Below are 12,855 nucleotides of genomic sequence, written 5' to 3'. Positions count from 1 at the left end.
ACTTACCGTTATCCGTATTGCATGTCATAACGGTTTCATTGTAAGGTGGTACTGCGAGGAGGTATGGTTATGAACATGATCGAAGTATCCCATTTGAATAAAAAATACGGGAATTTTACTGCAGTGAAGGATATCAGCTTTCACGTAAGGGAGGGTGAATTGTTTGGCTTTCTGGGAATCAACGGCGCCGGAAAATCGACTACGATTCACATGCTGACCACCCTGTTTCCACCCAATGACGGTACCGTACAGATATGCAATCATCGACTTGGCAAGGACAATCAGGAAATCCGCAAGTGTATTGGTGTCGTACCGCAGCAGAATCGTCTGGATGATAAGCTGAGCGTCCGGGAGAATTTGCTGATACACGGTTCCTTATATGAAAACAGCCGCAGCGCCTTGCAGCATCGTGAAAAAGAGGTGTGTGAGCTGCTGGGGCTACAGGAAATTGCGGCAAAGCGTTACGCTCATCTTTCCGGAGGACTGAAGCGGCGCTGTGAGATTGCCGCAGCACTGATGCATGAGCCCAGGATTTTATTTCTGGATGAACCAACAACCGGACTTGATCCGGCAACGAGGCAGTCAGTATGGAATTGCATTGAACAGCTACAGAAAAAACGCAAGATGACTGTTTTTCTCACAACGCATTATATGGAGGAGGCTGCAAAGGCAGCCCATATCGCCGTGATCGATCATGGGGAGCTATTGGAGTATGGAACACCCTACGAATTAAAGGATCGCCACGCAAAAGACAAACTCATCCTTACCGCAGCAAAGCAGGAACATCTGGCAAAGCTGCTGCAGCATCTGCAGGTTTCCTATGAGCAGAATGACCAGCGGTATCAGATAGAGCTGAACACGACGATGGACGCATTGCAGATCCTGCCTGCGGTACAGCCCTATATCGAAGGGTTTGAGGTACTGCAGGGTACGATGGATGATGTGTTCCTTCATATCACCGGTAAAACACCGGAAGAGGAGGTAGCCCTATGACAGCCTTATCTACACTAACCAGGCGACACATCCTGCTCTATGTCCGTGATCGCTCCGCCGTATTCTTTTCCATGCTTTCTGTTTTGATTGTCCTGCTGCTGATGCTTGTATTTCTGGGTGATATGAATAAAGATGAACTCATGCAGCTGGTTCAGCAAGCGCATGGCAGCATACAGGAAGGGGATGCTATGCATCTGATTACCATGTGGACGATAGCAGGTATCCTTGTTGTCAATGCCTTTACCGTCCCTATCACTATGATTGGCATCTTCATTCAGGATAAGGAACAGAAAAAAATGGAAAGCTTTTACTGCTCCTGTGTTCCCCGCTCGATTCTGATGCTGTCCTATCTGCTCTCCGCCATGGTCATGGGCTTTCTCATGTGCATGCTGCTCATGGCGCTGTCCTTTTGTTATGTGAGCTTTTCCGGCAATGACTTTCTCAATCTTTCCCAGTTCCTGCAGGCCTGCGGTCTGCTGCTGCTATGCACGTTTGTATCCAGTGCTCTGGTTGCACTCCTTGCCCAATGGGTAAACAGTGACCATGCCTGGGGTGCCTTTTCCACGCTGGCAGGTACGCTCATTGGTTTTCTGGGAGGCATCTATCTTCCCGTCGGCATGCTGCCAGGCGCTGTACAGGGCATCTTGAAAAGTCTTCCCTTTCTGCATGAAACAGCAATGATGCGTGATATTTTCACAGCATCTGCCCTGCAGGATCTATTTCATACACTGCCTGCTTCCCTTTCAGATACCTATCGGGAAGCAATGGGAATCACCATCTCCCTTAACAATCAGACACTTTCCATCCACATTCAGATTTTCGCTCTGCTGCTTTGTGGTATAATAGCCTTAGGTATAACCGTATATGTAATGAACAGACATACGGCATTCAACAGATAGGAGGTCACCGCTTGAAAATCATCATCGAAGAAAAAGCATCCAGAGAGGATGAAGACACCATTATCGTCCGCTGTGCTTCTTTGAACGAATCCATCCTGAAGCTCCTTCAGCAGCTGAAAGCCGGTGATGAGCTGATCACCTGTACACAAAACGGAACCATTGCCAGAATCCGTCCGGATGATGTTTACTATTTTGAATCCGTTGATAACAAGACCTTTCTCTATACGGAAAAAGAGGTGTATGAAATACGGCAGAAGCTGTATGAAATCGAAGACAGCTATGCCGGACTTGATTTCTTCCGCTGCTCAAAATCGATTATTGTAAATCTGAGCAAAATCCGCTTTCTTTCCCCAGTACTTGGCAGCCGGCTGGAGGCAACCCTGCTCAACGATGAGAACATCATGATATCAAGACAATATGTAGCCGCACTGAAAGTGCTGCTGAACATATAGGGAGGTAGCTTATGCGTATTTTAAAAGAACTGATGTTTACATTTTCTGCGATTACTACGTGTACCGTTATCGGTGCCGCCGTTTTTATCAGTATCTTCTGGAAGAACTCCGAGCTGAGCAGTGCCATCCTGTGGCAGATTATCATCTGCAGCCTGCTATGCACATTGGGCAATCTGCTGTTTCGCAAAGAATGCAAAAGCAGGCGGCTGTACTATGGCATCGTTTTCCTGCATTATCTGTATATCGATGCCGTTGTGCTATTGAGCGGACTGTATTTTGGATGGTTCCACCTTGACAGTATACAGATGGTTCTCAGCATGCTGCTAATGATTGCCTGTATCTTTCTGATTGTATACACGACACTGCAGCTTCGATCCAAACGGGATACGACGCTTATGAATGAACGCCTGCAGAAGTATTATAAAAAGAGAACCTCATAGCAAAAGCGGCAAAAGGAAAGGAATCCCGTAATTTGAGAGGATTGCGCTTCTTTGTGCCGCTTTTTTCTGACATGGCTGCTCTTTCTTTGCTACGTATGTAAAAAGGCATTTACTTTACTTCCCCTATTTTGCCATCGTGATACACCTTTGTATCGTTCCAACCGTATATCACGTTCATATCGCTTTCGCCTACAGGCTTGTAAGGAATATATGAAAGGAAAAAGAGATTTCGTATGCTATTGTATCCTTCAAACAATAACATGAAATCTCTTTCTTTCGTTTTCTATGGTCCTGCACTACGTTCCACATACATCGATGTGCATACGATGATGTACTGTCTTCATCCGCATAACAAAGCATCATTTGCTGTGTGACTGTTTTTCGCAATCGATCAATGTTTCATCTATTCTTCTTCTGTAAGCGCGATATGCAGTTCCTCCAGCTGAGCCGCATCCACCGGTGTCGGCGCATCACTCATCGGACATTTCGCATTCGCATTTTTCGGGAAAGCGATGACATCACGGATGGATTCACTCTCGGAAAGGATCATGGCAATGCGATCCAGTCCAAACGCAAGACCTCCATGCGGCGGTGTTCCGTATTTCAAGGCATCCACAAACCAGCCGAAGTTTTCCTGTATTTTCTCCTCGGTAAAGCCCAGTACCTCAAACATCTTGTCCTGCATGGCACCGTCGTAAATACGCAGGGAGCCGCCGCCAAGCTCATATCCGTTTAAAACAACATCATACGCAATGGCATGCACCTTGCCCGGATCACTGTCGATATACTGCATATCCTCATCTCTTGGGCGTGTGAACGGATGGTGCATTGCATACCAGCGACCGTCTTCCTCACTGTACTCAAACATCGGGAAGTCCGTTACCCACAAATATGAAAATTCATCCGATTTCTTTAAGCCAAGCTCTGCACCGAAATGATTACGCAATACCCCCAGCACCTCGCAGGTCGTTCTCCATGCGTCGGAAACAATCAGAACAAGGTCTTCATTCTTCAGGCTTAAACGCATAACGAGCGCCTGTATTTCTTCCTCTGCTAAGAACTTCACAATTGGTCCGCTCAATTCTTCATCCTTGTATTTCAGCGTTACCAGACCCTTGGCTCCGTTTTTCTTCGCCAGCTCGGTAATCTTATCGATTTCTTTTCTGGTCATGCCGGCTTTTCCAGGAACGACAACAGCCTTGATGCTGCCCTTGTCTGCAATGCAATCTGCAAACACCTTGAATCCGCAGTTCTCAAAAAGCTCTGTTATTTCCTGCAGCTCCATGCCAAAGCGGTTATCCGGCTTGTCACTTCCATAACGATTCATGGCTTCCGTCCAGGTCAGGCGTGGAAATGGTATGCTGATGTCCATTCCCTTGACATCCTTCATCAGCTTTTGCAGCATCTCCTCCATCATTGTCTGAATTTCCACATCACTTAAAAAGCTGGTTTCCAGATCGACCTGTGTAAAATCCGTCTGACGATCCGCTCGCAGATCCTCGTCACGGAAGCAGCGGGCAAACTGGTAATAGCGTTCAAAGCCGGATACCATCAATAGCTGCTTATAAAGCTGCGGTGACTGCGGCAGGGCATAGAAGCTTCCCGGATGTACACGACTTGGCACCAGATAATCGCGCGCACCCTCCGGTGTACTTCTTCCCAGCATCGGTGTTTCGATTTCGATAAATTCCTTGCTGTCCAGATATTCCCGCATGCTGTGTGTGATGCGATGGCGCAGCATCAGCTTCTGCTGCATCACAGGTCTTCTTAAATCCAGATACCGATACTTCAGACGGGTATCCTCCAGGGCATCAGTTTCATCCGCAACAATGATTGGGGTGGTTTCCGCACGGTTGATAATCGTAACGGCACGAACCTGAATTTCAATCTCACCGGTCGGCAGCTTTGGGTTCTTATCCTTACGCTCCATGACACAGCCGGTTGCTTCCAGAATGTATTCATTACGCACATCACGGATTTGTTCCGACAGCTGTTCATCAAACACCAGCTGTGTAATTCCGGTACGATCGCGTAAATCGATAAATACCAGAGAACCGAAATTTCTTCTCTTTGCGACCCATCCGATCAGGGTAACCTCTTTCCCTGCATCACACAAGCGCAATTCTCCATTCGTATGTGTTCTATTCATATGCTTGCCTCCCTATTGTTCCTTTTGGCAGGTACAGTGTTCCTCCCCGCACGTACAGGTATGTTCTTCCTCTGCTTCACCGAACATGGCGTCGATTGCCTCAACGATGGAATCAAATGCCACCTCCGTCTTTTCCTTTGTTTCAATATTCTTTACAGCAGCGCTGCCGCTTTCCAGATCCTGCTCTCCGATCATAATGGCAACCTTGGCATGCATGCGGTCGACTGTCTTAAACTGTGCCTTCATGGATCGATTCAGATAATCCGTATCCGTGCGGTATCCTGCGGCACGAAGCTGTGTCACAACCTGTAAAACGGTCGTGGATGCCTTCGGTGACAGACACAATACATACACATCCAGACTGTCCTCATCCACCAGGGAAATTCCTTCCGCCTCTAAAGCAATCAACAGACGCTCCAGACCCATTGCCCAGCCGATTCCGCTCATTCCTTCAGGTCCGCCGAAATATTCAACAAGTCCGTCATAGCGTCCACCGGCAAATACCGTTGACTGTGCCCCCATTTCCTTATTTACAGAAACGACTTCAAATACGGTATGCGTATAGTAATCCAGACCACGCACCAGCTTATCATCCACCTCATAAGGAATACCCAAAGCATCCAGCCCTTCCAGAACCTGTTCAAAATATGCCTTGCTTTCCTCATTCAGATAATCCGCCATCTTGGGAACCTGCTTCATGATATCCAGATCATGATCAATCTTACAATCCAGAATACGCAGCGGATTCTGCTCATAGCGACGCTTGCAGTCTGTACACATATGGTCAATATCGTTTTTAAAATGCTCCTTCAAAGCCTCACGGTAGGCGGCACGGGATGCATCATCCCCAAGCGTATTGATCAGCACCTTCATATCCTTCAAGCCAAGCGCCGAGATAAACGACCATCCAAGTGCAATCGTTTCCACATCCAGCAACGGACTTTTGGCACCGATGACCTCAACACCAAACTGATTGAAGATACGCATTCTGCCCTTTTGCGGGCGTTCATGGCGACATTGCGGTCCCACATAGTACATCTTCATCGGCAGATCGGCATATCCATACATTTTATGTTCAACAAATGCTCTGGCAACACCTGCCGTCCCCTCCGGACGCAGCGTCAGTGAAGTGGAGCTGTTTTCCAGCTGGAAGGTATACATTTCCTTATTGACCATATCACTGGAATCATTTCCTCTTTTAAAGACATTGGTATGTTCAAAAATCGGTGTCCGGATTTCCTGATAGTTGTAAACATATGTAAACTGACGAATCAGCTCTTCCAAACGGTGCCATTTACTTATTTCATTTGGCAAAATATCCTGTGTTCCTCTTGGTACCTGATAGCTCATTTCATTACCTCCTCTATACATTACCTTATCATTCTGCCCGAAAACAGACAGCTTAAAATAAAAACGCGCCACCAACAAAGGACGTCGGGAACGCGGTACCACCTTATTTCACTCACACGGAGTGCAGCTTTACCTTTAACGCAGGCTGTTTACGATTATCCATTTCCTGATAATTCCTCCAAAGTGTCCGGCTGTGCTACTTATAGAAGGAACTCTCACCAGCTGTTCCTCTCTCTGCACTACATTTCACAAAGCCTCTCTTTTTCATCGGATGTACTTATAGTGTACTCATTTCCTCTTTTTTTGTCAATCCTTTATTTTAAAAAGGACAATGCCATGCACCGTCCTTTTCTCTTATTCTACTGAATCGTTAAGATTGCGTACATTATGATATACCTGCTGAACATCATCCACCTCATTCAACAGAGTTACCAAACGCTGGAACAGCATCAGATCCTCACCCTCAAGCTCCACATATTCGTTAGGAAGCATGGTGTCTTCCAGAATATCAAAGGAAACTTCAGGAATCAGCTCCTCAATGGCATCCTTTGCCTTGTTCAGCTCTGTCGGCTCTACGGTAATGGTCATCTGACCTTCCTCGACTTCGATATCCTTCAGATCAACCTCAGCCATGATCAGCGCGTCCATCATCGCCTCTTCATCATCATACTTAATGGAAATCAGTCCAACATGTTCATAATTAAAGGAAACACAGCCGCTGACACCGATTTTCGCATGTGACTTATTAAAGCATCCACGCAGATCTGCAATGGTACGGTTCGCATTATCCGTCAGACAGTCAATGATGATCGTAGCCTGACCACCGGCACCAAAGCCTTCATATGTAGCCGCAGAATAGTTTTCATTCGTTCCACCCTTGGCTTTTTCAATCGCACGCTTGATAACATCCGCAGGAACCTGATTCGCCTTGGCACGCTCGATTACTTTCTTCAAAGAAGCATTCATGTCAGGATCAGGTACACCGGACTTCGCAGCCATCAGTATTTCTTTTCCATAACGGGAATATAGTTTTGCTTTTACCGCAGCGGTTTTTGCCATAGAAGCGGCACGCACTTCAAAATGTCTACCCATTTTTAATCACCTTCCAAATTTCCTTTACCATTATAGCAGAATTTATATATTGTGACAATAAAATATCAAAAAGATGCAATTTCCCTGGTGCTGTATCCAAGAGAAAACACCATGGATACTGGTTATAACAGCAACGTGTTCCTCAAAGCCGGAAGACATAACTGCACGGGTACTGCTGCCTGCCTGCTTACGGTATCCGCTGACTATCACAATGGAACTGCGGGATAGCGCTTTTTCATATGTATAAGCAAAAGCGTACAGATATGCGTACAGCACAGGACACACACTACCTTTGCGACAGCCATCCAGAAGGAATCCACCTGTGGAAACCATGCATGGACAAACAGTATCATCAGAGGATGAACGAGATAATAGTATTTGGATATCGCTCGAAACGGAATTTCTGAAAGCTGAGGCACATGGATATTCGTATACAGCAGACAGGAGAACAAATAATAAACCAGCGGCACACAGGCAAGCAGAATATTGCTGTCCAGACGCTGTGTTGTCTGCAGAAGCATGCCTTCCCCGACTAAGGCGGCAATACTGAGAAGCAGCTTTAAAAAGCACAGAGAAGAAGCGGGCTGCTCCTGCTTTCCCATCCAATAGCCCAAGGTGACATAAAACAAGGCGAAGAACAAGAAATTACGGGTTGTGAAAAAAACCGCATAATAATAGTGAAGCAGGGATTGGAAAAACTGACCGCAAAAGCCGTAATAGGTCTCTGTGGCGCCAAACAGCAGAAGAACAAAGGAAACCGTAAGCAGTCCCCTTAGGGAATACTTCCTCTTCCACCAGCGCAGAACAAGCATGGAAAGCAGAAGTGCCGGGAAATACCAGAGATGATAATACACCCCGGAATACAACAGGGCGACGATCACTGCCAGAGGAACCAATAAAAGCAGAAGCAGATTCTGTATGGCAGTAGGTAACCCAATTGTACAAAGCAGGCCCGATACCTGCTGGATATAAGGAGCAGCCAGGGATAGTGACCATGGCAGATACACTGCACTCCACAGCAGATATACCGGAATCATGGAACGGATATAGGAACGGATGTAATCCGGCTTTTTCTGTTCCTGCTTTGCGGCGAAATAACCACTGATGAAAAAGAAGAACGGCACACAGATTCTGCCGATGATATTATTGATTGCCATATCAATTTCATAGGATACTGTGAAGAAGGGACGTGCATGAAGCACAATGATGATGATTGAGGAAAGAAAACGAAACAAATCAAGATTTTGGTATTGCAGCTGTTTTGTTTGTGCATGAAACGCCATGTGTGTTTCCATACGGATCACAAGTAAGGAGCCGGAAGCGGCAAGCAGGATTACCGTCAGTGTATGTCCAAACGGATTTTCCCTTTGCAGCATCGTTGTCATATACAGCAGCAGAGCAAGAAAATTCATGGTTATGATAATGATATTTCTTTTCTTCCAGGTCATATACTGCCCTCCACACGTTCCTTCATCAAATATATCTGCTTATTGTATTAAGTATCTAATACAATAATACACAAGAATGATAAGCATGTCAATAGCAGGCTCTGTAATTTTTTATTGTCCAAGGCAATCATTTTTCCAACCTCCTGCAAATGGTTACTCCAGCGGTTGCTGGTAAAATGAGCCATAGAACTGTTCTGTTTTTATCACATTGACCAGAACATCCGGGTCTGTTTTTCTGACGAGCTGTATGATGTCATACACCTCATAAGCGGATACGACTGTTCGCAGCAGATAGATTCGATTATGACTGTAGCCGCCATAAGCCGGTATGATGGTCATGCCGTGCTCATACCTGCGGATATAGGCATCCCGTACTTCGTCTTTGTTTCTGGTCATGATTTCAAGGGTCACACGTTCATAACGGTGATAGAACATTTCAATCGTTCTGGTTGTGATATATTGAAAAATGATGGAGTAGCCTGCATACAGCCAGCCAAACAGAAGACCGGATATACAAAGCAGGATTGTATTTCCAATAAACACATAGCTCCATATGGATTTCCCCAGACGGTTGGAAACATACAATGCAATAAAATCCGTACCACCGGTTGATGCATTCCCCCGCAGTGCGATGACAGCGCTGAAGCCGTACAAAAAGCCACCGAACAGCACCTGCAGCAAAAGATCATGAAAGATCGGTTGAAAATGAAACAGCTGCAGGAAGATACTGGAGGAGACAAACTGGATACTGGAATAGAGGGTAAAGCGTTTACTTAATCCCCGATAGCAAAGCAGTGCCAGCGGTATATTCAGCATGAGAATTCCTGCAGAAACGGAAAATGGAAAGCCGGCGACACCGGCAATACGATCCAGCAGAATTGCCAGTCCCGTAAAGCCTCCTGACAACAGCCCCATCGGCTGCATCATGGATTGTATAACATAGGTCTGCAGCAGTGCCGATAAAAGAACACATCCCAGCGTAACAATCGCTCCTGACAGCTCTTTATTCTGTATTCTCATCATACTCCCTCCTTCTCTGCATATACTTCCTTAGTATTCCAGAATGACGTGTTTCTATTTACTTTCTTTACGTTTTTTTCAATGCTCTTGAAGCCAAAGGAATACACATCCGCTGTATACTGCTTCTTGTCCGCTTATACTTGCGTGTACATACACCGACTGCAAACCTTACAAGCAGTATGCGGTATCATGTATTCATTTTTGAAATATCAATTGACTTGCTCCAACCGATAACAAAAAGGAACGCAAAAAAGCGGAGTTCCTCTATGGAGTCCGCTTATATCTGCTCTATATTCAATGAATACAGCAGTATTGCTTTTTTTAATTCGCAACGATATTTACAACCTTGCCCTTGACGACAATGATTTTACGTATCGTCTTTCCTTCAATCTGTGCCGCAACTGCGCTGATTTCCAATGCCTGTTTCTTCATGGCTTCCTCATCACTGCCGGCTTCCGTCGTGAATTTTCCACGCAGCTTGCCGTTTACCTGTACGATGACCTCAATGACATCCTCAACCAGCTTGGCTTCATCATAGGTCGGCCATGGCTCATAGGTAATCGTTCCGCATCCGCCAAACACCGTACTCCAGATTTCCTCCCCCATATGCGGTGCAAAGCAGGCGAACATCTTGGCAAAGCCCTTTGCGTATTCCACATAAATGCTTTCTGCCTTATAGCATTCATTGATGAAAATCATCATCTGTGAAATTGCGGTGTTCAGATTCAGAGTCTCCACATCATTGGTTACCTTCTTAACGGTCGCATGGTATACCTTATCCAGCTTTCCATCATTGGCTTCTGTGAATTTATCATAGTCCGTGTACAATCTCCAAACACGATCCAGCCATCTTCTTGCCCCATCCAGACCTGTGGTACTCCAAGGCAGAGCTGCCTCCAGCGGTCCCATGAACATTTCATAGACACGCAGTGCATCGGCACCATGGCTTTCCACGATATCGTCCGGATTTACAACATTGCCTCTGGATTTTGACATTTTTTCATTATTCTCTCCCAGAATCATTCCCTGATGGAACAATCTCTGGAACGGTTCCTTTGTCGGCACCACACCACAGTCATACAGCACCTTGTGCCAGAAGCGTGCGTACAGCAGATGCAGAACCGCATGCTCGGCACCACCGACATACAGATCAACCGGCAGCCAGTGCTTCAGCAGCTCCTCTGCCGCAATCGCATCATCGTTTTTCGGATCGATGTAGCGCAGATAATACCAGCAGGAGCCAGCCCACTGCGGCATCGTATTCGTTTCGCGCTTTCCCTTCACTCCGTCGATTTCCACATTCAGCCAGTCTTCACAATGTGCAAGCGGGGATTCTCCGGAACCACTCGGCTTAAAGTTTTTTGTTTCCGGCAGCTCCAGCGGCAGTTCATCGATATCCACCGTACGGGTTGTACCATCCTCCATATGTATGATCGGGATTGGCTCTCCCCAGTAACGCTGTCTGGAGAACAGCCAGTCACGCAGCTTATAGGTCGTCTTGGCACAGCCGCATGCATGCTCTTCCAGCCAGGCAATCATCGTATCAATTGCCTCCTGTTTTCCCATACCGTCAAGGAATCCGGAATTGATATGCACACCATCTTCGGTATAAGCCTCCTGTGTCACATCGCCGCCCTCTAAAACCGGAATGATATCAATGCCAAACTTCTTGGCAAATTCCCAGTCACGCGTATCATGTGCAGGAACCGCCATGATGGCTCCGGTTCCATAGCTTGCCAGCACATAATCGGAAATCCAGATTGGCACTTCTTTTCCATTTACCGGATTGATCGCATAGGCACCGGTGAAGACACCGGTTTTTTCCTTGTTCAGTTCGGTACGCTCCAGGTCGGATTTCGTAGCACATGCTGTTTTATATGCATCAATTGCTTCCTTTTGTTCCTTCGTCGTAATTTCATCCACATACGGATGCTCCGGTGCCATAACGCAGTACGTTGCCCCAAACAGGGTATCGCAGCGTGTTGTAAACACGGTGAATTCCTTCTTTGTATCCTTGATTTTGAACACGACATTGGCACCCTTGGATTTTCCAATCCAGTTGATCTGCATTTCCTTGGTGGAGGTCGGCCAGTCGCACAGCTCAAGATCCTCCAGCAGACGTTCTGCATATTCTGTGATTTTCAATACCCACTGGCGCATCGGCTTGCGGATAACCGGGAAGCCTCCACGCTCACTCTTGCCGTCGATGACCTCTTCATTGGCAAGCACGGTTCCCAGCTCCGGACACCAGTTGACAGGAATTTCATCCACATAGGCAAGTCCCTTGTCATACAGCTTCAGAAAAATCCACTGTGTCCACTTGTAGTAGCTTGGATCCGTCGTGGAAATTTCACGATCCCAGTCATAGGAAAAGCCCAGCGCACGAATCTGTTCACGGAAATGATCGATATTCATCTTTGTGAACTCTGCAGGATGATTTCCTGTTGTGATGGCAAACTGCTCTGCCGGTAATCCAAAGGCATCCCAGCCCATTGGATGCAGGACATTGTGCCCCTGCATACGCTTCATACGGCATACGATATCCGTTGCGGTATAGCCCTCCGGATGTCCGACATGAAGTCCGTTTCCGCTCGGATATGGGAACATATCCAGAACATAGCACTTCGGCTTATCAAAATCCCATGCATCGCAGGCAAAGGTTTTGTTGTTCAGCCAGTAGCTCTGCCACTTTTTTTCTACTTCCTGATGGTTGTAATTCATAACTGCATTCTCCTTTACATATCAAATAAAAAACGCCCTTATCTCTAAGGACGTCATAATTAACGCGGTACCACCTTAGTTCACTTGTACAAGTGCCCTTCATTTCTTCTTAACGCGAAGTCAAACGGATAGCAAGCTATCAGCTCCTTAACAAGTTCCGCAAGCTTTCATGTATCGGTTCTCAGCAACACCGACTCTCTGTGACACTTCCGCAAGGTACTACTTTAATTCTCAGCCTTTATACTTCAATAGTATATCCAATTTGGGTATCCTTTGTCAATCGTTCACTGC

General features: G+C 46.4%; 11 protein-coding genes and 1 other annotated feature. Of the genes, 5 read left to right on the top strand and 6 right to left on the bottom strand.

The genetic code is table 11. The annotated features are described in order from the left end of the window. The first annotated feature begins 69 nt into the window (after positions 1-69). From KSZ58_RS09900 to KSZ58_RS09885, 4 genes are read left to right on the top strand one after another with little or no spacing between them, the layout of a single operon-like run. Positions 70-993, top strand: coding sequence for an ABC transporter ATP-binding protein (locus KSZ58_RS09900; protein ID WP_008817253.1), 924 nt, complete (start codon positions 70-72; stop codon positions 991-993). Continuing rightward, positions 990-1,892: an ABC transporter permease gene (locus tag KSZ58_RS09895; RefSeq protein WP_008817254.1), complete on the top strand. Its 903-nt coding sequence runs from the start codon at positions 990-992 to the stop codon at positions 1,890-1,892. Before KSZ58_RS09900 ends, KSZ58_RS09895 begins: the two co-directional genes overlap by 4 nt. A gap of 11 nt (positions 1,893-1,903) precedes the next feature. Further along, positions 1,904-2,344, top strand: a complete 441-nt coding sequence (locus tag KSZ58_RS09890) for a LytTR family DNA-binding domain-containing protein (RefSeq protein WP_008817255.1) — start codon at positions 1,904-1,906, stop codon at positions 2,342-2,344. Between the two features lie 11 nt (positions 2,345-2,355). After that, positions 2,356-2,784: a DUF3021 family protein gene (locus KSZ58_RS09885; RefSeq protein ID WP_008817256.1), complete on the top strand. Its 429-nt coding sequence runs from the start codon at positions 2,356-2,358 to the stop codon at positions 2,782-2,784. 403 nt (positions 2,785-3,187) lie between these two features. Here KSZ58_RS09885 and aspS read toward each other — a convergent pair whose 3' ends face one another. The 3 genes from aspS to KSZ58_RS09870 form a co-directional block, all read right to left on the bottom strand. Then, the gene (gene aspS, locus KSZ58_RS09880; protein ID WP_008817257.1) at positions 3,188-4,933 is read right to left on the bottom strand and encodes an aspartate--tRNA ligase; all 1,746 of its coding nucleotides are present in this window, start codon (positions 4,931-4,933) and stop codon (positions 3,188-3,190) included. Between the two features lie 12 nt (positions 4,934-4,945). Next, on the bottom strand, positions 4,946-6,283 hold the full coding sequence (hisS, locus tag KSZ58_RS09875) for a histidine--tRNA ligase (RefSeq protein ID WP_008817258.1): 1,338 nt from the start codon (positions 6,281-6,283) through the stop codon (positions 4,946-4,948). Positions 6,284-6,637: 354 nt separating this feature from the next. Beyond that, positions 6,638-7,375 (bottom strand): YebC/PmpR family DNA-binding transcriptional regulator, encoded by a 738-nt coding sequence (locus KSZ58_RS09870; protein WP_008817259.1) that lies wholly within the window; start codon positions 7,373-7,375, stop codon positions 6,638-6,640. 51 nt (positions 7,376-7,426) lie between these two features. Here KSZ58_RS09870 and KSZ58_RS09865 point away from each other — a divergent pair, with 51 nt between their 5' ends. Then, positions 7,427-7,603, top strand: coding sequence for a hypothetical protein (locus tag KSZ58_RS09865; RefSeq protein ID WP_021420793.1), 177 nt, complete (start codon positions 7,427-7,429; stop codon positions 7,601-7,603). Here KSZ58_RS09865 and KSZ58_RS09860 read toward each other — a convergent pair. The 3 genes from KSZ58_RS09860 to leuS form a co-directional block, all read right to left on the bottom strand. After that, the gene (locus KSZ58_RS09860) at positions 7,582-8,823 is read right to left on the bottom strand and encodes an acyltransferase (protein WP_008817260.1); all 1,242 of its coding nucleotides are present in this window, start codon (positions 8,821-8,823) and stop codon (positions 7,582-7,584) included. The genes KSZ58_RS09865 and KSZ58_RS09860 overlap by 22 nt on opposite strands. A 153-nt stretch (positions 8,824-8,976) precedes the next feature. Then, on the bottom strand, positions 8,977-9,843 hold the full coding sequence (locus KSZ58_RS09855) for a YitT family protein (protein ID WP_008817261.1): 867 nt from the start codon (positions 9,841-9,843) through the stop codon (positions 8,977-8,979). Positions 9,844-10,164: 321 nt separating this feature from the next. Next, positions 10,165-12,564, bottom strand: a complete 2,400-nt coding sequence (gene leuS, locus KSZ58_RS09850; RefSeq protein ID WP_008817262.1) for a leucine--tRNA ligase — start codon at positions 12,562-12,564, stop codon at positions 10,165-10,167. 43 nt (positions 12,565-12,607) lie between these two features. After that, positions 12,608-12,806 (bottom strand) — a binding site (T-box leader). Positions 12,807-12,855: the final 49 nt, after the last annotated feature.

Source organism: Erysipelatoclostridium sp. DFI.2.3 (assembly GCF_019132535.1).
In the GTDB taxonomy this organism is placed as follows: domain Bacteria; phylum Bacillota_I; class Bacilli_A; order Erysipelotrichales; family Erysipelotrichaceae; genus Clostridium_AQ; species Clostridium_AQ innocuum.
The sequence above is the reverse complement of the archived record's forward strand: the minus strand, read 5'-3'. Positions and strand labels throughout refer to the sequence as shown.

Bases quoted from the DNA above. Each gene is read 5' to 3' on its own strand.
- KSZ58_RS09900 (WP_008817253.1), top strand. From the start codon at position 70: ATGAACATGATCGAAGTATCCCATTTGAATAAAAAATACGGGAATTTT.
- KSZ58_RS09895 (WP_008817254.1), top strand. From the start codon at position 990: ATGACAGCCTTATCTACACTAACCAGGCGACACATCCTGCTCTATGTC.
- KSZ58_RS09885 (WP_008817256.1), top strand. From the start codon at position 2,356: ATGCGTATTTTAAAAGAACTGATGTTTACATTTTCTGCGATTACTACG.
- aspS (WP_008817257.1), bottom strand. From the start codon at position 4,933: ATGAATAGAACACATACGAATGGAGAATTGCGCTTGTGTGATGCAGGG.
- hisS (WP_008817258.1), bottom strand. From the start codon at position 6,283: ATGAGCTATCAGGTACCAAGAGGAACACAGGATATTTTGCCAAATGAA.
- KSZ58_RS09870 (WP_008817259.1), bottom strand. From the start codon at position 7,375: ATGGGTAGACATTTTGAAGTGCGTGCCGCTTCTATGGCAAAAACCGCT.
- KSZ58_RS09860 (WP_008817260.1), bottom strand. From the start codon at position 8,823: ATGACCTGGAAGAAAAGAAATATCATTATCATAACCATGAATTTTCTT.
- KSZ58_RS09855 (WP_008817261.1), bottom strand. From the start codon at position 9,843: ATGAGAATACAGAATAAAGAGCTGTCAGGAGCGATTGTTACGCTGGGA.
- leuS (WP_008817262.1), bottom strand. From the start codon at position 12,564: ATGAATTACAACCATCAGGAAGTAGAAAAAAAGTGGCAGAGCTACTGG.